This is a genomic window from Shewanella halotolerans, assembly GCF_019457535.1.
Taxonomy (GTDB): Bacteria; Pseudomonadota; Gammaproteobacteria; order Enterobacterales; family Shewanellaceae; genus Shewanella; species Shewanella halotolerans.
In genome coordinates this window covers 2,741,592-2,765,983 of sequence record NZ_CP080417.1, presented here as the reverse complement: position 1 = coordinate 2,765,983, position 24,392 = coordinate 2,741,592, and the positions used below count along the sequence as shown (strand labels likewise).

General features: G+C 52.5%; 24 protein-coding genes. 16 read left to right on the top strand and 8 right to left on the bottom strand.

Going from position 1 to position 24,392, the window contains the following annotated elements:
* Positions 1-9 precede the first annotated feature (9 nt).
* The 7 genes from fabG (at position 10) to K0H81_RS11805 (ending at position 6,150) form a co-directional block, all read left to right on the top strand.
* Positions 10-756: a 3-oxoacyl-ACP reductase FabG gene (gene fabG / locus K0H81_RS11835; RefSeq protein ID WP_144198741.1), complete on the top strand. Its 747-nt coding sequence runs from the start codon at positions 10-12 to the stop codon at positions 754-756.
* 160 nt (positions 757-916) lie between these two features.
* Positions 917-1,150, top strand: coding sequence for an acyl carrier protein (gene acpP, locus K0H81_RS11830; RefSeq protein ID WP_011865403.1), 234 nt, complete (start codon positions 917-919; stop codon positions 1,148-1,150).
* A gap of 168 nt (positions 1,151-1,318) precedes the next feature.
* On the top strand, positions 1,319-2,560 hold the full coding sequence (fabF, locus tag K0H81_RS11825; protein WP_220044917.1) for a beta-ketoacyl-ACP synthase II: 1,242 nt from the start codon (positions 1,319-1,321) through the stop codon (positions 2,558-2,560).
* A 158-nt stretch (positions 2,561-2,718) separates the two neighbouring features.
* Positions 2,719-3,078: a hypothetical protein gene (locus tag K0H81_RS11820; RefSeq protein WP_220058461.1), complete on the top strand. Its 360-nt coding sequence runs from the start codon at positions 2,719-2,721 to the stop codon at positions 3,076-3,078.
* A gap of 86 nt (positions 3,079-3,164) precedes the next feature.
* Positions 3,165-3,644, top strand: a complete 480-nt coding sequence (locus K0H81_RS11815) for an acyl-CoA thioesterase (RefSeq protein ID WP_041406598.1) — start codon at positions 3,165-3,167, stop codon at positions 3,642-3,644.
* A 23-nt stretch (positions 3,645-3,667) separates the two neighbouring features.
* Positions 3,668-5,251, top strand: a complete 1,584-nt coding sequence (locus tag K0H81_RS11810; RefSeq protein ID WP_220058460.1) for an FGGY-family carbohydrate kinase — start codon at positions 3,668-3,670, stop codon at positions 5,249-5,251.
* 23 nt (positions 5,252-5,274) lie between these two features.
* Positions 5,275-6,150, top strand: a complete 876-nt coding sequence (locus K0H81_RS11805; RefSeq protein WP_220058459.1) for an NAD(P)-dependent oxidoreductase — start codon at positions 5,275-5,277, stop codon at positions 6,148-6,150.
* A gap of 95 nt (positions 6,151-6,245) precedes the next feature.
* Here K0H81_RS11805 and cdd read toward each other — a convergent pair whose 3' ends face one another.
* Together cdd and sbcB are read right to left on the bottom strand one after the other, a co-directional pair.
* Positions 6,246-7,136 (bottom strand): cytidine deaminase, encoded by an 891-nt coding sequence (cdd, locus tag K0H81_RS11800; RefSeq protein WP_220058458.1) that lies wholly within the window; start codon positions 7,134-7,136, stop codon positions 6,246-6,248.
* Positions 7,137-7,253: 117 nt separating this feature from the next.
* Positions 7,254-8,666, bottom strand: a complete 1,413-nt coding sequence (sbcB, locus tag K0H81_RS11795; protein WP_220058457.1) for an exodeoxyribonuclease I — start codon at positions 8,664-8,666, stop codon at positions 7,254-7,256.
* 164 nt (positions 8,667-8,830) lie between these two features.
* Between sbcB and K0H81_RS11790 the strand changes: the two genes are divergently transcribed.
* From K0H81_RS11790 to K0H81_RS11780, 3 genes are all read left to right on the top strand, one after another.
* Entirely contained in the window at positions 8,831-9,649 is an 819-nt protein-coding gene (locus K0H81_RS11790; protein WP_220058456.1) for a hypothetical protein, read from the top strand.
* A 35-nt stretch (positions 9,650-9,684) separates the two neighbouring features.
* Positions 9,685-10,497 carry a 23S rRNA (guanine(745)-N(1))-methyltransferase gene (gene rlmA / locus K0H81_RS11785; RefSeq protein ID WP_220058455.1) on the top strand — a complete coding sequence of 271 codons (813 nt, stop codon included), beginning with the start codon at positions 9,685-9,687 and terminating at the stop codon, positions 10,495-10,497.
* A 302-nt stretch (positions 10,498-10,799) separates the two neighbouring features.
* Complete coding sequence (locus tag K0H81_RS11780) at positions 10,800-11,006, top strand: cold-shock protein (RefSeq protein WP_011865413.1); 207 nt, start codon at positions 10,800-10,802, stop codon at positions 11,004-11,006.
* 494 nt (positions 11,007-11,500) lie between these two features.
* Here the strand turns inward: K0H81_RS11780 and K0H81_RS11775 are convergent, their stop codons facing one another.
* The 4 genes from K0H81_RS11775 to K0H81_RS11760 form a co-directional block, all read right to left on the bottom strand.
* On the bottom strand, positions 11,501-12,406 hold the full coding sequence (locus tag K0H81_RS11775; protein ID WP_220058454.1) for an ABC transporter ATP-binding protein: 906 nt from the start codon (positions 12,404-12,406) through the stop codon (positions 11,501-11,503).
* Positions 12,403-13,239, bottom strand: coding sequence for an ABC transporter permease subunit (locus tag K0H81_RS11770; protein WP_434086863.1), 837 nt, complete (start codon positions 13,237-13,239; stop codon positions 12,403-12,405). The genes K0H81_RS11775 and K0H81_RS11770 overlap by 4 nt, the downstream gene beginning before the upstream one ends.
* 74 nt (positions 13,240-13,313) lie before the next feature.
* A complete protein-coding gene (locus tag K0H81_RS11765; protein ID WP_220058452.1) occupies positions 13,314-13,973 on the bottom strand; it encodes a YceH family protein in 660 nt (219 codons plus the stop codon).
* A 99-nt stretch (positions 13,974-14,072) separates the two neighbouring features.
* On the bottom strand, positions 14,073-14,906 hold the full coding sequence (locus K0H81_RS11760; protein WP_220058451.1) for a CvfB family protein: 834 nt from the start codon (positions 14,904-14,906) through the stop codon (positions 14,073-14,075).
* Positions 14,907-15,459: 553 nt separating this feature from the next.
* Between K0H81_RS11760 and speA the strand changes: the two genes are divergently transcribed.
* The 4 genes from speA to pdxH all read left to right on the top strand — a co-directional run bounded on the left by speA (position 15,460) and on the right by pdxH (position 20,185).
* Positions 15,460-17,373, top strand: a complete 1,914-nt coding sequence (gene speA, locus K0H81_RS11755) for a biosynthetic arginine decarboxylase (protein ID WP_011865418.1) — start codon at positions 15,460-15,462, stop codon at positions 17,371-17,373.
* A 256-nt stretch (positions 17,374-17,629) separates the two neighbouring features.
* Positions 17,630-18,550 (top strand): adenosylmethionine decarboxylase, encoded by a 921-nt coding sequence (locus K0H81_RS11750; protein ID WP_220058450.1) that lies wholly within the window; start codon positions 17,630-17,632, stop codon positions 18,548-18,550.
* A gap of 27 nt (positions 18,551-18,577) precedes the next feature.
* Positions 18,578-19,501: an agmatinase gene (gene speB, locus K0H81_RS11745; protein WP_011865420.1), complete on the top strand. Its 924-nt coding sequence runs from the start codon at positions 18,578-18,580 to the stop codon at positions 19,499-19,501.
* A gap of 27 nt (positions 19,502-19,528) precedes the next feature.
* Positions 19,529-20,185 carry a pyridoxamine 5'-phosphate oxidase gene (pdxH, locus tag K0H81_RS11740; protein WP_220058449.1) on the top strand — a complete coding sequence of 219 codons (657 nt, stop codon included), beginning with the start codon at positions 19,529-19,531 and terminating at the stop codon, positions 20,183-20,185.
* Positions 20,186-20,258: 73 nt separating this feature from the next.
* Here the strand turns inward: pdxH and K0H81_RS11735 are convergent, their stop codons facing one another.
* Complete coding sequence (locus tag K0H81_RS11735; protein ID WP_144198769.1) at positions 20,259-21,035, bottom strand: hypothetical protein; 777 nt, start codon at positions 21,033-21,035, stop codon at positions 20,259-20,261.
* 238 nt (positions 21,036-21,273) lie between these two features.
* Here K0H81_RS11735 and cysB point away from each other — a divergent pair, with 238 nt between their 5' ends.
* Positions 21,274-22,248, top strand: coding sequence for an HTH-type transcriptional regulator CysB (gene cysB, locus K0H81_RS11730; protein ID WP_011865423.1), 975 nt, complete (start codon positions 21,274-21,276; stop codon positions 22,246-22,248).
* Between the two features lie 204 nt (positions 22,249-22,452).
* Positions 22,453-22,896, top strand: coding sequence for an IS200/IS605 family transposase (gene tnpA, locus K0H81_RS11725; protein WP_220058448.1), 444 nt, complete (start codon positions 22,453-22,455; stop codon positions 22,894-22,896).
* Positions 22,897-22,972: 76 nt separating this feature from the next.
* Here tnpA and K0H81_RS11720 read toward each other — a convergent pair whose 3' ends face one another.
* Positions 22,973-24,349 carry an L-serine ammonia-lyase gene (locus tag K0H81_RS11720; RefSeq protein WP_220058447.1) on the bottom strand — a complete coding sequence of 459 codons (1,377 nt, stop codon included), beginning with the start codon at positions 24,347-24,349 and terminating at the stop codon, positions 22,973-22,975.
* Between the last annotated feature and the right edge of the window lie 43 nt (positions 24,350-24,392).

Below are 24,392 nucleotides of genomic sequence, written 5' to 3'. Positions count from 1 at the left end.
GAGTAATAGATGAGTTTCAATCTAGATTTAACCGGCAAGGTTGCCCTGGTAACTGGTGCTAGCCGCGGTATTGGCCGTGCGGTTGCAGAGACGTTGGTCGAGGCCGGTGCGCTGGTTATCGGCACCGCGACCAGCGAGCGTGGCGCAGCCGCTATCCAGGAATATCTGGGTGATAAAGGTCATGGATTAGTATTAAATGTCACCGATGGTGAGTCAATTGACCATTTATTTGCCTCGATCAAAGAAAAAGTCGGTGAAGTTGATATTCTGGTAAACAATGCGGGTATCACGCGCGACAATCTCTTGATGCGTATGAAGGAAGATGAGTGGACGGATATCATAGATACCAACCTGACCTCTCTCTATCGCACCTCAAAGCAGGTGTTACGTGCAATGATGAAGAAGCGCAGTGGCCGTATTATTAACATTGGCTCTGTTGTAGGCACAATGGGCAATGCAGGTCAGACAAACTATTGCGCAGCAAAGGCTGGTTTGATTGGATTTACAAAATCTCTTGCAAGAGAGGTTGCATCTCGTCAAATAACAGTGAATGCTATTGCTCCTGGGTTTATCCAGACCGATATGACAGATGAGCTGACGGAAGAGCAGCAAAAAGGTATTATGTCACAAGTTCCTATGGAAAGACTGGGACAGCCGCAAGAGATTGCAAATGCTGTACTGTTTTTAGCATCGGATTCAGCGGCTTACATCACAGGGGAAACTCTGCATGTAAACGGCGGCATGTACATGGTTTAAACGTCGGTTATAACAACTGACTGATTTTGATTGATTTTTGGCGTAGACTTACGTAGGTTTTGTGGTTAGACCACAAAAGTTAAGCTTGCATTGTGTGCCAAATTGAATAAACTACTCGCAATCTTACGCAAGTGCGTAATTTGAATAGGAAAGAAAACTAATGAGCAACATCGAAGAACGTGTAAAGAAAATCATTATCGAGCAACTGGGCGTTAAAGAAGAAGACGTAAAACCAGCAGCATCTTTCGTTGACGACCTAGGTGCAGATTCTCTGGACACCGTTGAGTTGGTAATGGCTCTAGAAGAAGAGTTTGACACTGAGATCCCTGATGAAGAAGCTGAAAAGATCACTACTGTTCAAGCAGCGATCGATTACGTTTCTAAGAATCAGTAATACTGAATTCTCTAAAACAGGCGGCAATTATGCCGCCTGTTTTTGTTTGAGGGCTAGCAGCAGGAGAGGGCGGATGCCCGCCTGAGTTTCCTGTGCTATAACCTAATAAGCCTTGTTTTTCCGGTCTCTTTTGAGACCTCCCATCTTATTCTAGTGAAAGGTGAAAACGTGTCTAAACGTCGTGTAGTCGTCACAGGTATTGGTCTCGTGACCCCTGTGGGCAATACCGTAGAGGCGTCCTGGAAAGCCCTGCTTGCGGGACAGAGCGGTATCGCACCGATAACCAAATTTGATGCCAGCGAGTTCTCTACTCGTTTTAGCGGCTCGGTCAAAGATTTTGACGTAGAGCAGTACCTGCCAAAGAAAGAAGCCCGCAAGATGGATCTCTTCATCCAATACGGCATGGCGGCAGGTATCCAGGCGATCGAAGATGCCGGTTTGAATATGGAAGTGGAAGATCCCACCCGTGTGGGTACAGCTATCGGCGCCGGTATGGGCGGTATGCCGCTGATCGAGGCGGCCCACTCAGCCTTGTTAAAGGGCGGTCCACGCAAGATCTCGCCATTTTTCGTGCCGAGCACCATCATCAACATGATCGCCGGTCACCTGTCGATCAAGTACGGCATGACAGGCCCTAATTTCGCGGTTACCACCGCCTGTACCACGGGCGTACATAATATCGGCTTTGCCGCACGCACTATCGCATACGGCGATGCCGATGTGATGATTGCCGGTGGCGCAGAAGATGTAACCTGTCCGCTGGCCGTCGGTGGTTTTGGTTCGGCCAAGGCGCTGTCTACCCGCAACGAAGATCCTGTTGCTGCAAGTCGTCCTTGGGATAAAGACAGAGATGGTTTCGTCATAGGTGACGGCGCCGGCATCATGGTGATGGAAGAGTATGAGCACGCTAAGGCGCGCGGCGCGACCATCTATGGTGAGCTGGTTGGTTTTGGTATGAGCGGCGACGCCTTCCATATGACCTCACCACCGGCCGATGGAGCTGGCGCTGCCCTGGCGATGGAAAACGCCATCAAAGATGCGGCTATCGACAAGCAGCTCGTGGGTTACATTAATGCTCACGGTACCTCTACGCCCGCAGGCGACAAGGCCGAGGCCTCTGCGGTGAAGAGTGTGTTTGGCGACCATGCCTACAACCTGCTGGTCAGCTCGACCAAGTCGATGACAGGCCACCTGCTTGGCGCGGCCGGTGCAGTTGAGGCGATCATCACCTTGCTTGCTCTGCGCGATCAGATGATCCCACCGACCATCAATCTGGATAATCCAGACGAAGGGTGCGATCTTGATTTCGTGCCCCACACGGCACGTAGTCATGCGTTCGATTACGCCCTGTGTAACTCATTCGGCTTTGGTGGCACTAACGGCTCACTACTGTTTAAACGTGGCGAGTAAGCCTCAGTTTTTAAGTAAAAAAGCACCTTAATGGTGCTTTTTTTATGTTTGAATGAAGGCGAAATGGCGCCGGGATGAAGCTTAATTCATCTCTCTTGGCAGCGACTACATCTGGGCGGATAATCTGGCTCTGTTAACTTCACTCTGATGGTGTCAAAGTGTTAAATCCTGTCGTTGTTCCGTTAATGCCCTTGGTTGGTCTACTCACCGCTAACCTCAATGGACTCATTCGTGGTGAGCATTCCTTTAGCCTGCCTGTAGGCCTCAAGACATTTATTCTTGCCTCTGCGGCCTTTGCCACTGTGTGGTTTGCGCTGCTGGTCACCGCCATCTATAGCGGCGGAGAGACCAACCTAGCCGCCGGCGTCGAGGTACTTGTGCTGTTCCTGCTGGGGATCGGCCTGTATCGTTTCGTCAAGGTTTCAAGCATTTTTGGCGAGCAAGCCCTGCTTTGGCTGTTTCGGCTGAGTCTACCGCTGATCCTTGCGGCCTGCCTTGCGGTGATCAATTGGGGATAATTGCGCTAATCGCATGATTCTTAGTTACTATCGCCAAGGTATTTGCAGTACACTTTAGTTTTAATCAATGAGATAAGGTGGCTGTGATGGCGGGACAAGATAGAGAGATCACCCTGCGATTTTTGGCCGAGCCGGCCGATGTAAACTTTGGTGGCAAGGTCCATGGTGGCGCGGTCATGAAATGGATCGATTTAGCCGCCTATGCCTGCGCGGCGGGGTGGAGCGGTAAGTACTGTATCACCGCCTACGCCGGGGGAATACGTTTCGTCAAACCCATTCATGTGGGCAATATCGTCGAGGTGGGAGCCAAGGTGATCTATACAGGTCGCACCTCGATGCACCTGGGAATAGACGTGAAGGCAGGCGACCCCAAACATCCAGAGCGACATCTTACCACCCACTGTATCGTGATCATGGTGGCGGTGGACGATTCTGGTCAACCCTCCCCAGTGCCTGAATGGATCCCCGTTACCGAGTCGGATAAGGTGATGCGCGACTCTGCCATCCGCCTGATGGAGATGCGCAAGAAGATCGGCGCCGAGATGGAGGCCCACCTTAAGCCTTAGGCTTTGGTCTTTTATTATTGTCTATGACCTTAACTTCAACTCCCGCTTCTACTGCAAGCACGGGCGAGAATCCCTATTTTCTCGCCCTGGATTATGGCACCCAGAGCGTTAGGGCCTTAGTGTTCGACCGCCAGGGACAGCTAGTCGCTAAACGGCAGCATGTCGTACAGCCCTATCGTGAAGGCGCGCCTGGCGAGAGTGAACAATCGGCCGATTATTGCTATCGCCAACTGGTGGATGTGGTCCGCGGCCTGTTTGAGCACACTCAGGTGTTGCCTAGTCAGATCAAGGGGATGGCGCTGACCACCCAGAGGGCCTGCACTGTGCTGCTCGATGACGCGGGGCAGGCGATATCGCCCGTCTACATGTGGTCCGACAGACGCCTGGCGAGTGATAATCTGCCCCCCATGGCCTGGTACTATCGTCTGGGATTTTTCTGTATCGGTCTTGGTCGGCGTATCGCCTATCTGCGGCACACCGCTAAGGTGAACTATCTTCTAGAGCATCAAAAAGACAGGTTAGCTGCTGCGGATAAGGTGGGCCTGCTAAGCGGCTACCTCATCGGACAGATCACCGGGAGGCTGGTTGATAGTCAGGCCTCACAGGTCGCCTATCTGCCCTTCGATTATCGCCGCAAAGCCTGGGCTAATCCACGCAGCTGGCGTTGGCAGGCGCTGGCTTGTCGTCCATCGCAGATGGTGCCCTTGATCGCCCCGACAAAGAGCATGGGGCAGGTGAGTGAGCATTTCGCTAAGGATACCGGCTTAGCACCTGGCCTTACCGTCTATGGCGCAGGTGCCGATAAGGCCTGCGAAGTCTACGCCGCGGGTTGTGGTGAAGAGGAGATTGCCTGTATTAGCCTTGGTAGCGCGGCCATACTTGCCTGGGGCGGTGAGCGCTACCGCGAGGCCTATCGTTATCTTCCCGCCTTTCCCTCGATTGAAGCAAATGACTATATTACCGAGATCCAGCTAGAGCGTGGCTTCTGGCTACTGAGCTGGCTCATCGAGCAGTTTGGCGCCCAGGATGTGGACGAGGCAAGCGGGCTTGGCATCAGTCCTGAGCAGTATATCACCCAGGCTATTGCCAAGGTGCCTGTGGGCGCAGATGGTCTTTTGCTGAGCCCGCTCTGGGCCCAGGGCGTTATCTATCCAGGCCCTGAGGCGAGAGGCAGTATAGTCGGCTTTACCCCAGAGCATGGCAGGCTGCACCTGTACCGCGCCGCCATCGAAGGGATCCTGATGACCCTCAAACAGGGGCTGCTTCGCTTGGAAAGACTCAAGGGCTCACCCTTCAAGGTGGTTCGCATTACGGGCGGCGGCGCCCAGAGCGACTTGGTGATGCAGATGTGCGCCGATATTTTTAATCGTCCCGTGGAGCGTTTATCGTTGCATGAAGCTTCGGGCCTTGGCGCCGCCATGTGCTGCGCCGTGGGCGCGGGGATCTATCCAGATCTCGCCAGTGCCAGAGGTCAGATGCGCCGCCTTGGCGAAAAATTCGAACCCAAGGCCGCGCATGTGGCACAATATGCCCGCGTATTTACAGCCTTCGAGGCCTTGTACCCCCAAATAAAACCTTTCTTCAAAAAGGTGAACAGGCAGTATTAAACAACAAAGAGATAGGACAGAAGATGGCAAAGGTAGCATTTTTAGGATTAGGCGTGATGGGATACCCTATGGCGGGGCATCTGGTGAAGCATGGTCATGAGGTAACTGTCTACAACCGTACTCAAGCCAAGGCGCAGGCCTGGTGTGATACCTATGGCGGTAACTGGTGTGCCACCCCAAATGAGGCCGCCAAGGGACAAGATTTTGTGTTTGTCTGTGTCGGTAACGATGACGATCTGCGCTCTGTGGTACTGGGCGATACCGGCGCACTGGCGGCCATGGCACCGGGTAGCATACTGGTGGACCATACCACGGCATCGGCAGATGTCGCGCGCGAACTTGGCGCCGCGGCTAAGGCCAAAGGGGTTGGCTTTATCGATGCGCCAGTTTCTGGCGGACAGGCCGGCGCCGAGAACGGCGTGCTGACCGTCATGGTGGGCGGAGAAGCGGCCAATTTCGAGGCTGCCAAGCCGGTGATGCAGGCCTACGCTCGCTGCGCCGAGTTGCTGGGTGAAGTGGGCAGCGGTCAGCTGACTAAGATGGTGAATCAGATCTGTATCGCTGGTGTGGTACAGGGGCTGGCCGAAGGCTTGCATTTTGCTCGCAGCGCCGGCCTAGACGGCGAGAAGGTGGTTGAGGTGATCAGCAAAGGCGCCGCACAATCTTGGCAGATGGAGAATCGCTATCAAACCATGTGGCAGGGTCAATATGACTTTGGTTTCGCCGTCGACTGGATGCGCAAAGATTTAGGCATCGCCTTGGACGAGGCGCGCCGTAACGGCTCACACCTGCCGTTAACCGCGCTGGTGGATCAGTTCTATAGTGAGGTTCAGGCTCAGGGTGGACAGCGCTGGGATACCTCAAGCCTGTTAGCGCGTCTGGAGAAGAGTCGCGGCTAATGCCACCATCAAGGTATCGATAACCTGCTTATTAGATAATAAAAAGGACTGCCAAGCAGTCCTTTTTTTTGATCCTCAAGGCGTTGAACCAGGCCTTAAACCGGATCGACCATGATGTGTTCAAGCTCTACGGCGGCAACCGCGTGCAGGGCATCCATGGTGGCGCCTACCAGGGAGATCTTGCCCTGACTGGATTCGATCAACACGGCGCGGTTGATCTCGCTGAAATCACGGTTATGTCTGGCCATGGCCGACAGTGCCATCTGCATCGGCAGCATGGAAGGGTTGAAGGCGGCATTTTCCGCATAGCGGCCGCAGAAGGTCGCGCCATCTCGGGTCTCTAACACCACTGCGGCATAGCTTTCACTATAGGGCGCGTAGCTCAGGCTCAGATGATCCAGCGCCTCGATGATCATGGGATCGGCGCTTTCCAGGGCAAACTCGTGTTGCTGTTTGGAGAGCAGTGGCGTCTTGATATTCAGATCGGCCGGACCAAAGGCGTAGGGCAGATAGTGAGACAAGGGCTGAGTCGCCTGCTCCGGCAGGTGGATGCGGATGGCTTGCCCCTCGACTAACTCGTTCATGAATTGGCGGCAATGACCACAGGGAGAGGCGTTGACTATGATATCTTCGATGCCTGTCTCACCGCTTAACCAGGCGTGGCTGATGGCGCTCTGCTCGGCATGGACGCTATGGAACAGGGCTTCGCCGTCTAGTTCCAGGTTGGCCCCCATGTAGATGTCACCGCTGGCGCCCTTGGCGATGGCGCCCACATAAAACTCGCTAATGGGCGGCTTGGCAAGTGCGGCGGCGATGGGCAGCAGGGCTAACAGCAACTCATCCTGACTCATCTCAGTGGCCGCGGCTAAGTCAGCTATCTGCTGGGCGTCCATATGCCCCACAAAGTCCTGGTTCAATAAAGGGACTAATTGATCTGCCAAAGGTTTAGGCAGTTGAGCTATGCAGTGAACAAATCTATCTTGCATGAGCTTGATCCTTAATTGTTAAGCTATTGGAAAATCATTTTAGTAACTAAGTTACCATGAAAACGGGATCTGACGCCCATTTTGATCGCCATTTCCCCCAAATCACCGCAATTTCGGCTACAGGTTGCTAAGATAATGACACAAAGCCGTCAATAACTTCTGTTTTTCTTCGTCAGCCTCTGTGTGATTGACCAAGGTTTCCAGCTTAATCATATAGTCAGGATCATTCAGGCGTGACTGACAGAAGGTGCGCCAACGTTGCTGCTCGGTATCATCCAGGGTTTCCGGATAGTTGCGGGCGCGGTAGCGAAACAGCATCTCCGGCAGACGCTCGTCATCAAAGTCGAGCTCCAGCGCGGCTAAGTGTTGCGGCGCCGTATGACGTATGATCTCCATCTTGCTCTTGTCGGCGTGACTGAAGAAGCCGCCGCTGTAGAGCTGCAGATCCGGATCGCTTATCTCATTACCATGCTCGGTATCGAAGACGGCCACCAGTTTCTCTCTGATCTCAGGATGTTGACGCAGGCGCTTGTATTGGGCGCGGGCAAATTCTTTGTCTATCTCTAAACGCTGGGCGTTGCCGTCTGTGAGTGTCTTGGCGGTTGCGATAAAGGGACACTTGTTGATGTGTAGCTGCTTCAGACCGATTGGCAGCTCGTCGCTGGCGAGATCGGCCCTTGGGGTATACATGCGCTCGCGGATCTCATCGGCGCTTAGTTCAATCAGCGGCGTGACATCCATGGCCAGATTGACGCAGATGATCGCATTCTTATTGGTGCTATGGTGAGCCACGGGCGCGATCAGCGTGGTACAGCCGTGAAGGGCGCTGATCTTGGAGCTGACATGTACCAGAGGCTGCATGTTTAGCACGTCTATCTGCTTGTTCACTTCATTCTTCTTACGCAGATTGAAGTAGTAGTCGAACAGCTTTGGCTGACGCTCTTTAATCAGTTTGGCCATGGCGATGGTGGCGTACACATCTGACATGGCGTCGTGAGCCTTGTCATGGCTTAAGCTGTTGGCCTGTGTGAGGTGTTCAAGCTTAAAACTCGGGCTGCCATCTTCCTTCTCGGGCCAATTGATGCCTTCGGGCCTTAGCGCATAACAGGCGCGTACCAGATCTATGATGTCCCAGCGGCTGTTGCCGTTCTGCCATTCCCGCGCATAGGGATCAAAAAAGTTGCGGTAAAAACCGTAACGGGTCACCTCATCGTCGAATCGCAGCGAGTTATAGCCGGCCACACAGGTGTTGGGTTGGGAAAACTCGCTATTGATCCTGGCCATAAACTCTGCTTCCGGCATCCCCTTGAGATTGGCGAGCTGGGGCGTGATCCCGGTAATAAGGATCGCCTCAGGCGAGGGCAGGTAGTCGCTGGCCAGCTTGCAGTAGAAGGTCACCGGCTCAGAGATGATGTTGAGATCCATATCGGTTCGAATACCGGCAAACTGAGACGGCCTGTCTTTGGCCGGGTTTGCGCCGAAGGTCTCGTAGTCGTGCCAGAAGATGCTGGGAAGGTTATTTGCAGGCATAGCGTAAGGTAGCGTGTGAATAGTGGCACTTATCATAGCACCCTAGTTTGCGCCTGCACTAATTTAACGATTTATTTTCCCTATTTGATTGAAATCGCGTCATTTTGAAGTTGGCAGCGGCTCAGTTGGCCAGTTACAATGGTCGGCTAACGAGGAATAACCCGATGTTTGAACCCTTACTGACTCAGCCACAATTTATCGAACTGACCCAGAGGCGTCAGTTGCATCTGCGTTTGCGTGAGTCGGTGAGCGATTTTAGCCTGCTGCAGACCATGGGGGGACACCTGCTCGAATGCGTGGTGACCCAGGCCTGCAGTGAAAAGGGCTTGATCTTAAGATCCCATCCTTACCTCATCTGCGAGCTAGTGTCCGGGGAGGCGCCTGCGCTTGATGCAGCAATGCCTCAAGAGGAGATCTTACACCGCTCCCACGGTCAGGGCTGGCGTCTGTTTAGCGCACTTGGGATCTCACCCGTGATGTGCGCCGACAGGTTACGTAAAGGTCTGGTGATAGCGGTTGAGGCCCAGGGCGATAGCGTGTGCTTTCGGCCGCAGTTTGATCAGAAATGGTTGCTGGTGACCCTGGAGCGCGACCTGAGACTCTTTGGCGGTCCCCTGGAGCTGCGAAGAGCCAAGGCGGTACTTGCCCGGGCGGAAGATCTCAGCCAAAACGCCGAGGCGCTGCTGCTGGAGATAGGTGAGATAGAGCTGGTTCGTCAGGAGCTGGCTCATTTTGCCAACCACGGTGATGTGAAGCAGCACGGGGTGATCTTAAGCGAGGTGACCAAGGTGGATGAGCAGTTGCTGCGTAAGAAGCAGTTATTGTCCCATCATTATTACCAGAAGGTACAGCGCCCTAACTGGCAGCATGCCGCCAATCAGCATGAGGATCTCGAGGCGCTACAGCGCAAGCTGGAGTCCTATCAGCTGCTGGCACCACCCGAACTTAACCTAATGGTTGAGCAGATGTTTTTAGACGACTAGTCGGTTTATGACCCGACTAGTATTGGAATATTGTAATGAATTACCTTTGTCCTATCTGTCAGCGCACGCTGTCACTCATAGATCGCACCTGGTGCTGTGAGGCAAATCATAGGTTCGACTGTGCTAAAGAGGGTTACGTCAACCTGCTGCCGGTGCAGAAGAAGCGCTCTAAAGATCCCGGCGACAACAAAGAGATGATGTTCGCCCGGCGGGAGTTTCTCAACAAGGGCTACTATGAGGCGATGAGCGATAGGGTAAATGCCCTGGCGCAGGAATATGCCGGTGAGGCTCGCCATGGGCTGGACATAGGTTGTGGCGAGGGTTATTACAGCCACAGACTTCTGCAGGCCATGGGAAGCGCCGAGGTGTTTAGCCTCAGTGGCCTGGATATCTCTAAGTCGGCCCTTAAATATGCGGCTAAGCGCTATCCGGATATTCAGTTTTGTGTGGCCAGCAGTTTCGAGATGCCCTTTGCCGATCAGAGTTTCGACTTCATGTTGCGTATTTACGCGCCGTCGCAAGATGATGAGCTTAGACGCGTCGCTAAGTCGGGCGCCATCCTGATCACCGTCTCGGCAGGCCCGCAGCATCATTTTGCCCTTAAGCAGGTGATCTATGACCAGCCAAGGCCAAATCCCGAGGTGGATAGCCAGATAGTGGGATTCGAGCGTCTGCATAGCGAGCGACTGGCGCAATCCATGACCATCAGCGACGGTGCGGATATCGGCTATTTTCTGGCGATGACCCCCTACAATTGGAAATTTACCGATGCGCAGCGCGCCTTGCTTACATCCAAGCCCCTGACCTGTGAGCTGGATTTTAAGCTTGAGGTCTTTCGGGCCAGCTAGCTGGTTAATCCTTGTTTAATTTGTGTTTTTTATTCGCTTAAAAAAACTTAGTGTTTTTACACGAAGTTTTAGAAGATTTTTTTGTAACAACTGACAGATATGTAAGTAAAAAATAGGATTTGCGCCTTTTAATGTTTGTTGACATACGGTCAGAATGATTTATAGTGAACTCAGCTTGAAGGTTGGGCTTAACTTTATGTGTTCAATACGACCAGTTCGTCCTGTTAACATAAGTAATACCGGCATTTTCCAGCTCTACTGCCGTTTAAGGCTTTATTTTATTTAGTTACAGGATTTATATCATGTCTCAAGTTACTGGCGTTGTTAAGTGGTTCAACTCTGACAAAGGTTTTGGTTTTATCGAGCAAGAGTCTGGCCCAGACGTTTTCGTACACTTCCGTGCGATCAACTCTGACGGTTTCAAAACTCTAGACGAAGGTCAGAAAGTGCAGTTCACTGTGACTCAAGGTCAAAAAGGTCCACAAGCTGAGAACGTAACTGTTATCTAAGCTGACCTTTGGGTAACCTAAGGTTACCTAAAAACAGAATTCCAAGAGCTGTGATTAGTATCACAGCTCTTTTTTTTGTCTGCAATTTCCCGCAAAGCCCATTTTGGAAGCCTAATCCATGGCTTATCTTTCATGCTTGATTTTCGCTTCCGCGAATTTACGATGCGAGTCGAGATTCGTTGCCAGTTTTCTTTGCCAGCCTCAAGTTTCAGTCTCAGGTTTCAGCCTCTGGTGCCAGCTTCCAGTTTCGGCCCCCGGCTCCAGCATTGGGAGGCTAGGGCAAAAGAGTGAGTGAGAGACGAAGAGAATAAAGAATTAGAGAGTTGAGAGTTAGAGAGTTAAAGAGTTAAAGAGTTGAGGCGGTCAGCCTAAGCGCAGCAGTTAGTTAGCGGGCACGGCATAGGCGCCGTGCCCTAAGTGACACTCTGCATAAGTGTCACTTTATATGGGTGACACTCCGTATTAGTGCCACTTTATCTCAGTGACATTCTGGCTTAAGCCTGTGAGAACAGCTTGTCTTCCAGGGTGCGGCCTCGTTGAATGGCCCGGTAGCGCCAGTCTTGGCGATTGAAGAGGGCGAACAGCTCGGTTTCCAACGCGAAGCCTGCCGTGACCTGATAGTGGATCACAAACTCCATGCTCTGACTGGATTTCACCGATATGACCTGAGGCAGCGCCTCTAGCGCCGCCATCAGCGCCTCGTCGTCGCAGCTCTGCATGGTGAGGGTCAGATATTCGTCGGCCTGCTCGTCCTGAATCGAGATAGATTGATTCAGCACGCCTTTATCCAGATAGAGTACCTTGTCACACAGCTTCTCCAGCTCCGCCAGGTTGTGTGAGCTGATGACGAAGGTGGTCTTGCCTATCTGAGCGCGCACTAACTCACGTATCGCCTTGGCGTTAGCGGGATCCAGCCCCGCGGTCGGCTCATCGAGCAGTACCAACTCGGGAGAACCTATGAGTGCCTGGGCAATCGACACCCGCTTGCTCATGCCATGGCTAAGAGAGGAGGGCTTTTGCGGAGCAACCTCTGCCAGATCAACCAAGGCCAACACCCGCTGGCACTCCCGGCGCGCCGCGGCGGCATTAAAGCCTTGTAACTGGGCAAACAGCTCCAGCTGCGCCGCTATGGTGAGGTTAGGGTCGAGCCTCGCATCCTGGGGCAGGGCGGCAACCTTACCCAGGAGCGCCGTGCTCCCAGGGGCGTGTCCTAAGATCTTCACAGCTCCCTCTGTAGGGCGAATATAGCCACACAGCAGCGAAAACAGGGTGGTCTTGCCCGCACCGTTGGGGCCGACCAAGGCGATTGGCTGGCCAGCGCTAAGTTCCAGGTTGATGTCGTTGAGTGCGCGTTTACTGCCGAACTGCTTGCTCAGCGCCTTACAGGTGATTAGCTTCATAGTGCGATCCTCGCCATATAACTTCTTCCTAATAGCAGGAGTACACCGGCCTGAAGCAGGGGAATGGCTGCTATGGCAAGGCTGCTCAGGCCCTGGGTATTGATCATCATATCGAGCTGGGCACCGGGCACCAGCCATTGCAGTATGTTACTGAGTCCAGGTAGATAATAGGAGATAATGCCGTTGGCTATGGTGCTACCCGCCAAGAACAACACAGCATAGATGCTCGCCTGTCTCGCCGAGTTGGCGTGCAGTGATAAGATTGCCATCATGGCGGTAAAGGGGGCCAGGACGATCATGATATTGATAAACACCAATACCCCTGATCCCATGGCTGCCCATACCAAAGCCGTGTCGCGATAGGCCACTAGTAATAGTGTCGCCAACAGAGTGAGTATCAGCAGTATCGCCTGGATCAGCAGATAGCCAGTGACTCGACCGAAGAACAGGGTGTCGCGGCTGACTCTCAGGGTGAGGAAGCGAAAGCTACCTCTGGCCTTGTCAGAGGCAAATTGATCGGCGCCCACAAACAGGCTGAAGATGGGGAAGAGGTATAGCGCGGCGACCCAGAGAATGGCCATCTCGGCCACGTCCCACGAGAGCAGTTCTCCCACATTGGCGGCGCCAAATACGCCCTCGAGTAGTTTCTTAAAGTCAGGTGAAAACAGGTAGATAGAAGCCTGTCTTATGGGGTACCAGAGGATGAGGCACCAGGTTAGCGCAAAGGTGGCCAGGCCTATCATGCCTCTTGTGCTAAAGAGGATTTTTTTCAGTTCGAACCTGGCCAACACCAAGGCTGCGTTCCATGAACTGCGAGGAGTAAGATTATCCAAAGATGATTCCTTTATCATGTTAATGAAGGCTCAGCCTAACATTCATCTGTTTGTCTAAATGTTTCAGATTGTTGTTAAATTTTGCCTAAGAGTTCGGCAACTTGCTGTTTTAGTTCGGCCACTTGCTGCTCGAGCAGTGCGACGCGCTCCACAAGCTCATCATTTGCCTGGCTACTCGCTTGCCCTAGTTCTGGCGCTAGCTGCGTTGCCAGTTGAGTATCGAGCTGCGCCTCTGCCTCGCTGATGAGTTCGATAAAACGCGATTCGCGCTTACCCGGCTCTCTAGGTAGCTGACGAACCAACGCCGGCTCCATCTGCGCTAGGCTGTTGAGGGCTTGCTCGACCTGGGCGACATCGTTAAAGCCATATAGGCGATTGCTGCGGGTTCTCAGCTCACCTGCGGTCTGCGGTCCTCTTAACAGCAAGAGACAGATGATGGCGACCTTGTCTTCGCTCAGCTGGAGATCGCTAAATTCGGTGTTGCAGAATCTGTGCTTGTATTTGACGACGCGCGAGCCGAAACCACTCTGTTCGGCCACCAGGCGTTTCTTCGCCAGAGAGTCCAGTGCGGCCTGGGTGTCAGCTTCCGACAGGTTCATCACAGGCTCACGGCTCGATTTTTGGTTACAGGCCAAAGTGAGGCCGTTGAGGGAGAGGGGATATTGCTCTGGCGTTGTCTTCTCTTTTTCCAGTAGACAACCTATCACACGCGCTTCATGGGAGGTGAGTTTCATGATTTTGGTACCCAGATAAAAAAAGCATAGCCCTGTTATAACAGAGCCATGCTTTTATGCAAAGACAATCAGAGGCTTGGCGCTTTCGCTGCCTAACTTCTATTCAGTCAGGCGGATACCGTTTGCCTCGATGGCGATCTTCTGCTGCTTGTAGAGGCCGCCGATGCTCTTCTTGAAGGCCTTCTTACTCATGGCAAGCTCGGCGTAGATCACCTCGGCATCTGTCTTGTCGGTGAGGGGCAGGAAGCCGCCGGCCTGGTTGAGTTTCATCAAGATGGCGGTAGCGTGCTTGTCCAGCTCCTCTTTGGCGCCGCGCTGCAAGATCAGGTCGATCTTGTCGTCACTTCTGACGCGCTTGATGAAACCTTTGATGCGCTGGCCAAACTTGAGGGGCTGATACACCTCATTCTTATACAGCACACCCCAGTGGCCATTGTCGACGATGGCCTTGTAGCCAAGGTCTGTGGTGCCGGCAATGATCAGGCTCACCTCTTGGCCGTTGCGATAGGGTGGTGGCGTGCGGTCGAGGAACTTGTCTATCTTCGATGAGGCCACGATGCGATCGTCGGCGCTGTTAACATAGACATAGACCAGATAAGAGCGTCCCACCTCGATCTCCCTGTGCTGCTCACCGAAGGGCAACATGAGATCTTTATCCAGGCCCCAATCCAAGAAGGCGCCGTAAGGACCGGTCGCGACTGCCTTAAGGTAGGCAAATTGGCCTACCTGCGCCTTGGGACGCTTGGTGGTGGCGATCACCATATCTTCTGAGTCCAGATAGAGGAAGACCTCGACGCTATCGCCTACTTCGCAGCCTTGAGGGGCAACCTTATTTGGCAGTAATACCTGGCCGAATTCATGGGCATTTAAGTACACCCCAAAATCGACGCGTTTGACGATCTCTAAGGTGCAGCGCTTTCCTATCTCTATCATGTGGTTCTCTATGGATAATGGCTTAGATGTTAAATGTGGCGATTATAGTGGAAATCTTGCCAAGATGCTTTAGCCTAAGCAGTTTATTCTGAAGTGAATGACATTAATTTCGGCTCAGGGGTGAGTGAGTCAGATAGATAGACTCCAACGGCTGGCAGTGTGGGAACCCGGTAAACGATAGGGCCGACTGTCTGTTTAATGCCCGGCTGTTGAGCGAATTTACTGTAAAATACGCTGAACACCCGTAAGGGATAAAAGGCAGTCTGGGCGCGTGCTTGAGTGCAAAAAACCTTGTAATAAATTAATGTGATAATGATACTTGCATTTAGTTAAATTCAGGGGTTTAATTGCGCGCCTTTTTTTACTTTAGACAAGTATAAATTGAGTTAACTAATATGGCGGGGACTCGAAGGATAACTTCGATATCTGACACCCAAAAACGGTGTTGATGTTGCGGCTTATTTACCTGATAGGTGCGATAGTAAGTAACATTAATGTGTTGGCAGACAAAGCAGCTGCCGAATATGAATGTAAATAGACAGGTTGAGAGAATATGAGTAATTGGTCTATTAAAGATGCTTATGTTGGTTATAACGTTAATTACTGGAGCTCTGGGCTCTACGGCATAAGCGAGGCCGGTGAGGTGACGGTGTCCCCCGATCCTAATCATCCTGAGCACACTATAGGGTTAAATGAACTCGCTAAGGATATGGTGAAATCCGGCGTGGCCTTGCCTGTGTTGGTGCGCTTCCCGCAGATCTTGCATCACAGAGTCAACAGCCTGTGTAATGCCTTCAATCAGGCAATCACCCGTTATGACTATCAGTCAGACTATCTGCTTGTCTACCCCATCAAGGTGAACCAACAGCAAACTGTGGTCGAAGAGATCCTGGCAAGTCAGGTGTCTAAAGAGGTGCCACAGTTGGGTCTTGAGGCCGGCAGTAAGCCTGAGCTGATGGCGGTACTCGCCATGGCGCAGAAGGCCAGCTCGGTGATCATCTGTAACGGCTACAAAGATGTGGAGTATATCCGCCTGGCGCTGATCGGCGAGAAGCTTGGCCATCAGGTCTATATCGTGCTCGAGAAGCTGTCTGAGCTGAAAGTCGTCCTCGAAGAAGCCAAGAAACTGGGCGTGACCCCGCGTCTGGGTCTGCGCGTGCGTCTGGCTTTCCAGGGCAAGGGCAAGTGGCAAGCCAGCGGCGGCGAGAAGTCTAAGTTTGGTCTGTCTGCGGCGCAGGTGCTGAACGTGATCAATTCACTGAAAGACGAAGACATGCTCGACAGCCTACAGTTGCTGCATTTCCACCTGGGATCGCAAATCGCTAACATCCGCGATATCCGCAGCGGTGTGAGCGAGGCGGGCCGTTTCTACTGTGAACTGCAGAAGATGGGCGCCAACGTTAAATGTTTCGACGTGGGTGGCGGCCTGGCGGTGGACTATGACGGTACCCGCAGCCAGAGTAGTAACTCGATGAACTATGGCCTGACCGAATACGCCAACAACATCGTCAGCGTGCTGAACGACATGTGTCGCGAACACGATCAGCCAATGCCGCGTCTGATCTCTGAGTCTGGTCGTTACCTGACGGCTCACCACGCTGTGTTGATCACCGATGTGATTGGCACCGAGGCTTATAAGCCTGAAGATCTGCAAGCGCCGGATGAAGAAGCGCCGCAGCAGCTCAAAAACATGTGGGATTCATGGGGCGAGGTGAGTGGCCGCGCCGATCAACGCGCCCTTATCGAGATCTACCATGATGTACAGAGCGACCTGGCCGAGGTGCACTCGCTGTTTGCCCTGGGACAGATGAGCCTGTCCGACAGAGCCTGGGCAGAGCAGATGAACCTGCGTGTCTGTTACGAGCTGAAGGGGGTGATGAGCGGTAAGTATCGTTTCCACCGCCCGGTGATCGATGAGCTTAACGAGAAGCTGGCCGACAAGTTCTTCGTGAACTTCTCGCTGTTCCAGTCGCTGCCAGATGCCTGGGGTATCGATCAGGTGTTCCCTGTGATGCCGTTAAGTGGTCTGGATAAGAAACCTGAGCGCCGCGCCGTGATGCTGGACATCACCTGTGACTCAGACGGCACTGTGGATCAGTACGTAGATGGTCAGGGTATCGAAACCACACTGCCGGTACCTGCGTGGAGCGCTGAGAGCCCATATCTTATCGGTTTCTTCCTGGTGGGTGCCTATCAGGAGATCCTCGGGGATATGCATAACCTGTTCGGCGATACTAATTCTGCCGTGGTGCGTCTGGACGACGATGGCCTGGTGAATATCGAGTCGGTTCTGGCCGGTGATACGGTTGCCGATGTATTGCGTTACGTTAACCTGGACGCCGTCTCTTTCATGCGTACCTATGAGGAGCTGGTGAACCTGCATATTCAGGAAGATGAGCGCGCCAATATTCTCGAAGAGCTGCAGATTGGACTGAAGGGCTACACCTATCTGGAAGATTTCTCCTGATTGGCAGGCTAGCCTGTTTCGCCTGGGATCTCGGCTAAGGCTGCCGGGATCCTGTTCTACCAATCACGGCAAGTAAGTGATCAGAAATAGCACAGGAAAAACGGCCGAGAACAAGGCGGAATTTTTCGATAAGTAGTTATTCTACAATCAAAAATAGTAACGCCGTTATCGGACGTTTTTACAAGCTAGCATGATCAGTTATTTACCATGACCAGTTATTTACGAGGATTGGTATTAGACGATGAGGAGCGGGTCGATGTATTTTGAAGGGGCGGAGAAGCGCTTATCGCTGACGCTGGCGGCGGATTGTGCGTCGCTAAGGGCGTTGGGCGATGAGTACTGGCGCCGAGCCCTGGCCAAGAGTGATACAGAGATCCTCTCCAAGCTGAGCAGTGAGCAGTGCGATGCTTATCTGCTCAGCGAATCCAGCCTGTTTGTCTGGCACGATAGCCTGGTGCTGATCACTTGTGGCAACACCCGGCTAATCGAGACCGTACTTTCCTTGGTGGAATCACTGGGTTGCGATCAGATAGCCAGCCTGAGCTATCAGCGTAAGAGCGAGATCTTACCCGCCTTACAGACCAGCCGCTTCGAAGAAGATATCGCCCGGCTTGGTACAATGCTAAGCGGCGCCGCCTACCGCATAGGCCATTTAGATGGTCATCACCATCAGATTTTCTTCTCTGGCAGTAAGGTAGGGCTTAAACCCGCGCAGACGGTGCAGATGTACCATATTCGAGGTGAACTGGCCGATTATCTGCTCAGCGATGGGCAAACGATAGCGGGGATAGCCAGTCGGCTTAATTTATCTCAGCTACTGAGCGGTTTTGATATTGATGCGCACCTGTTCTCGCCACTTGGTTATTCCCTCAACGCCCTTAGGGGAGAAGACTATTTCACGGTGCACATCACCCCGCAAGAGGCGAGCTCCTATGTGAGCCTGGAAACGAATTTGTCGCTCGGCGCAGGGCTTAACGGTATAGTAGGTGAGTTGTTAAACCGCTTAAATCCGGTAAGCTGGGACCTGGCAGGATATGAGGCCGAGGCGCCGGCATACTGCGCCGAGCAGTATAGCCTCGAGGCCCGGGGTGAACTTGTCTTGGCGGATGGCCAAGGCCTTTATATAAAACACTATAAACAGCGCGATTGTGAGCAATTGCTGCCCGTTGCGTTGTGATCTTTACTTCTATGATTTGGAGCAAATATGACCACTATTGCAGATAAGCCTGATTACTCGCTTTACTCAAATGCATTTGGTTATTTAAGACAGCCACTGGATTTTAAACCGCTTGAGAGCGATGCCGATGTGGTGGTAATAGGTTTGCCATTCGATATGGCCACTACGGGCCGCTCTGGCGGCCGTATGGGCCCTGGCGCTATCCGTCAGGCGTCGGTCAATCTGGCCTGGGAAGAGTGCCGCTGGCCATGGGATTTTAAGTTGTCCGATCACCTAAAAATGGTCGATGCGGGCGATCTGGTGTTCGATTGCGGTGATGCCGCCGATTTCACCCAACGTGTCGAAGACTTCGCGACGGCCGTGCTCGACTCTGGCAAGGCGCTAATGAGCTTTGGCGGCGACCACTTCGTGACCCTGCCGCTGCTGCGTGCGCATTACAAGAAGCATGGCAAGATGGCGCTGCTGCATTTCGATGCGCACACAGACACCTATAGCCAGGGCAGCAAGTATGACCACGGCACCATGTTCTTCCATGCACCAAATGAGGGGATCATCGATGCTTCTCACTCAGTGCAGGTGGGGATCCGTACCGAGTATGACAAGCCAAGCCATCTGTTCAAGGTGATCGATGCGGCCGCCGCTAACGAGATGACTGCCGATGAGATAGTGGCTCAGATTAAAGATCGTGTCGGTGATATGCCATTGTATGTCACCTTCGATATCGACTGTCTGGATCCAGCCTTTGCGCCGGGCACCGGGACGCCGGTATGTGGCGGTCTCACCAGCGATAAGGCGATGAAGATCATTCGCGGCCTGCGTGGCATGAATGTTGTGGGTATGGATGTGGTCGAAGTTGCGCCAGCCTACGACAGCGCCGAGATCACCGCACTGGCCGGGGCTACCTTAGGCCTTGAGATGCTACACGTTTGGGCCTGCGCCCATAAGAAGTAGGCAACACGGGACAGGGTAAGGAAGCAGATGTCGAACTTAAGTGATATTAGACGAGAATACACCCTGGGCGGGCTGCACCGAGAGGAGCTGCCCTACAACCCCATGGTGCTGTTTGAGAAGTGGATTGAGCAGATTAGGGATTCGGAGATCCTGCCAGATCCCACGGCCATGTCGGTGGCAACCGTCGATGCCGAGGGCCAGCCTTTTCAGCGTATCGTGCTCTTAAAACGTTTCGATGACGACGGCTTTGTGTTTTTCACTAACCTGGCTAGTCGAAAGGCGGAGCAGATAGCCCACAACAACAAGGTAAGTCTGCTGTTTCCCTGGCACGCCCTGGAGCGTCAGGTGGCGGTGACAGGTGTGGCGGAGCAGCTTTCGACCACTGAGGTGCTGAAGTACTTCATGACGCGGCCCAAAGAGAGTCAGATCGCCGCCTGGGTGTCGAAGCAATCGAGCAAGATCTCGGCGCGCCAAGCGCTGGAGAGTAAGTTTGCCGAGATGAAGGCCAAGTTCAGTCAGGGTGAGGTGCCGTTGCCTAAGTTTTGGGGCGGTTACCGTGTGCGTCCTAGTAGCATAGAATTCTGGCAGGGCGGTGAATATCGTCTGCACGATCGTTTCCTCTATACCCGTAAAGAGCCAAGCAATAAAGAAGGCGGTTGGGATATCGACCGTCTGGCGCCTTAAGTTCAATATCAAAGTTTGAGCGATAAAAAAACCACCGCAACGCGGTGGTTTTTTGTATCTTAAGCGACGGCTGTTACCATTTCTTCTTCGGCTGGAATAGCACGTCGATATCATCCTCGTCACTCTTCTGCTGCGGCGCGTTAGGCTGTGCCATCTTCTGGGCGCCCATGATCTCATCGAGTAGCAACTTGGCTTCATCCACCTTCTTGGTGATGAATGGGTCGTTAGGGGTTAGGGCCTTGATAGTGTGTAGGGTCGCCAATGCCTTAGTGACCATCTGCTTGGCGGAGCCGTATTGCTTCATGAAGCAGGCGCTACGGGCACGCGACAGCATAGAATCTACATTGATTCTGAGTTGCAGGCTGTCTACACGAGCCTCTTCCTGAGCAAAGATATTGGGATCGACTTTGCCTTTGTTGTGCTCGGCGCGCAGGATGGCCTTGAGTTTTTTCAGTACCTTAACCAGATCCAGGATCTGCTTGTCGGTATCGGGCAGGCGAAAGCTTTCGATGGCAGGTGTCTGTTTCTGGGCGTTTTGTAGGTTTTCGACCTGGCCGGTAAGGTCGGTGAGGCGGCGCTGATAATCCGCCGTCTGTGGTCCACCAAGGCTGACAGATTGGCTTAAGGCTTCTTGCACTCTTCTGTAGAGGATCAATACCAGATTAGTCGAGCAGGGAAACATTCCGGTGCAAGAGAGCACGTTTTCGGTTTCGTCGATGATGGCTCTTTGTCTGGCTAATTCTGTTCTTCGCTCGGCCTCGGCACGTTCTTTTTGTTGTTGGATGACATTGATGCCAATAACCAATAGCAGCAATGCACCGATGAGGATCAGAACCAAAGTAAATATCATAGATCTACCAATTTTTATGCAATTCCATTAATGCTACTATAAATCAACACGCTAGCATAGTTATCTTAGACTAGCTTTCTCTTTATGTCGTGTGATTCATCTCACCTCTATGCTATATTCCCCTTTGATTTAATTTTTCGCCTGTACTATAACTAATTCTTATACTAACTCTTATGTTAGGGTACCGATTTCAGGCCGTGGCTCCCTTTGAGACACTGACCTTTGCAAAGGAAAGACGATGAAGCTGCAACAACTCAGATACATTGCCGAAGTGGTAAATCACAACCTTAACGTGTCGGCGACCGCTGAGAACCTCTACACCTCTCAGCCTGGGATCAGTAAACAGGTACGAATGCTCGAAGATGAACTGGGTATTCAGATCTTCGGCCGTAGCGGTAAGCATCTGACTCATGTGACGCCAGCCGGTCAGCAGGTGATCAATATCGCCAACGATATATTGGGTAAGGTCGAGAGCATCAAGAAGGTTGCTGAGGAGTATACCAAGCCGGATCAGGGTGAGCTGAATATTGCCACTACAGATACCCAGGCACGATATGCCTTGCCGGGGATCATCCGTGCCTTTATCGACCGCTACCCTAAGGTGAATCTACACATGCATCAGGGCACGCCTTCGCAGATTAGCGAGTTGGCGGCGAGAGGCGATGCAGATTTTGCCATCGCCACCGAGGGGATGCACCTTTATACGGACCTCATCATGCTGCCTTGTTACCACTGGAATCGCTCCATTGTGGTGACAAAAGATCATCCGTTGGCTTCACGGACTCAGATCAGCATTGAAGACTTAGGTCGTTTCCCGCTGGTGACCTATGTGTTTGGTTTCGATAGGGAGTCTGAAATTGAGAAGGCCTTCAACCGCGCCGGTATCGACCCTAGGGTGGTGTTTACCGCGACCAGTGCCGATGTGCTCAAGACTTATGTCAGATTGGGCCTAGGGGTTGGGGTGATCGCCTCAATGGCGGTGGACCCTGTGATAGATAAAGATTTAGTGGCCATAGATGCCAGCCATCTGTTTGCCCACAGCACCACTAAGATAGGTTTTAGGAAGGGCAATTTCCTGCGCAATTATATGTATGAGTTTATTGAGCATTTTGCGCCGCACCTGACCAAAGATATTGTCGAGAAGGCGGTAGCCCTTAGAGACCCTCAGCTGATTGAAAACCTGTTTGCGGATGTGGAGCTGCCGATCCGTTAAGGCGAGCGTTTGAGCTTAGCTTAAAATAGGCTGATGTTTGCCCATAAAAAAACTCGCCCTGGGGCGAGTTTTTTTATGTTTCATTGGCAATCTGAAACCACCTCCTATGGAGGTGGTGATCGTTCCTTCTGGGCTATGCCCGTAGAGTGCTCATGCTAGATACTCACAGTTGTTTGTTACCAGCAAATAAAAGGAGTAAATAGCATGAGCAGATATGAATCCGCTTCTCACGTTTTCTATCGTTGCCAGTATCACATTGTGTGGACCCCGAAGTATAGATTTAAGATTTTGAGAGGAAATGTTGGCAAGGAGCTCTATCGAAGTATTTATGTGTTTTGTAGCATGAAGAAATGTTCTGTTGTGGAATTGAATGTTCAAGTAGATCACGTACATCTTGTGGTAAGAACTCCTCCAAGCTTGAGTGTTTCAGAGCTAATGGGGACTTTGAAAGGTCGTACGGCGATAAGGTTATTTAATAAATTTCCATACTTACGAAAGAAGAAGTTATGGGGTAACCATTTCTGGCAGAGAGGATATTTTGTAGATTCAGTTGGTGCCAACGAAGAGATAATTAGAAGATACGTAAAGCATCAGGATAGAAAAGCTAAAGAAGATGCAGAACGTCAGCAACAACTTGAGCTTTCATAACATCCAAAGGCACCCTTATAGGATGCCTCAAAAGCAAAGCCACCTGCTATGTAGGTGGATTTTTACTCATTGCCGATTAACACTCGACTATGTTAACCGCCAGGCCGCCCTTGGCGGTTTCCTTGTATTTGCTGCGCATATCCTTGCCGGTATCCATCATGGTCTTGATCACCTTATCCAGAGAGACCTTATGGTTGCCGTCGCCGCGCATCGCCAGGCGGGAGGCGTTGATCGCCTTGACCGCGCCCATGGCGTTACGCTCGATGCAGGGCACCTGCACCAGGCCGCCGACTGGGTCGCAGGTCAGTCCCAGGTTGTGCTCCATGCCGATCTCGGCGGCGTTCTCCACATGTTCAACTGTGCCGCCCATGATCTCGGTGAGCGCGGCGGCAGCCATAGAGCATGCCACGCCGACTTCACCCTGACAGCCCACCTCGGCGCCTGAGATTGAGGCATTCTTCTTGTAGAGAATGCCGATGGCGGCTGCGGTCAGCAGGTACTGACAGCAGATATCCAGATCCACCTCTTGAACGAAGGTGTCGTAGTAGCAGAGTACGGCTGGGATGATGCCGGCGGCGCCGTTAGTCGGCGCAGTCACCACGCGATCGCCGGCGGCATTTTGTTCGTTCACGGCCAGGGCAAACAGATCGACCCAGTCCATGGCGGTGAGCGGATCGACCACTGTCTTGCTCTCGGCCTTGAGGCGACGATAAAGCGCCGGGGCGCGGCGTCTGAGTTTCAACCCGCCCGGGAGTATGCCTTCCTTCTGATAGCCACGCTCGACGCAGCTCTTCATGGTCTGCCATATAGTCCACAGGCGCTCTTTCACCTCTTTCTCGCTGGCGATAGAGAGTTCGTTTTCCATCATCAGCGCAGAGATGCTCAGGCCGTTCTCGACACACATATCCAGCAGCTCGGCGGCGCTGTTAAAGTCATAGGGCGCGGCTTCGATAGGGGAGGCTGGCGAAGCATCCTGGGCCAGGATCTCATCTTCATCTAAGATGAAGCCGCCACCGACCGAGTAATAGGTGCGCTGGTAGATGCAGTTGCCCTTGGCATAGGCGTAGAGGGTCATGGCATTAGCATGGGCCGGCAGGCTCTTGCGTCTGTGGTAGGTAATGCCATCTTCACGGCTGAAACGAACCACCTTGTTGTTTGGCATGGTTAAGGTTTGCGTGTCGTTCACCTGTGCCAGGGTGGCATCGATCTTGTCGGTATCAACGGTTTCAGGGGCTTCGCCCATCAGGCCTAAGATCACGGCCTTACCCGTGCCGTGGCCCTTACCGGTTTGGCCGAGTGAGCCAAACAGCTCAGATCTCAGCTCATCTGTTTCTGCTAGATGACCATGTTTTTCTAAATCTTGAATGAAGATATTACCCGCTTTCATCGGGCCTACGGTATGGGAGCTTGAGGGCCCGATACCAATTTTAAACATGTCAAAAACGCTAATCATTATAAAACCCTGTTGTAATCATTATTTTCGTTATTCAATCTCA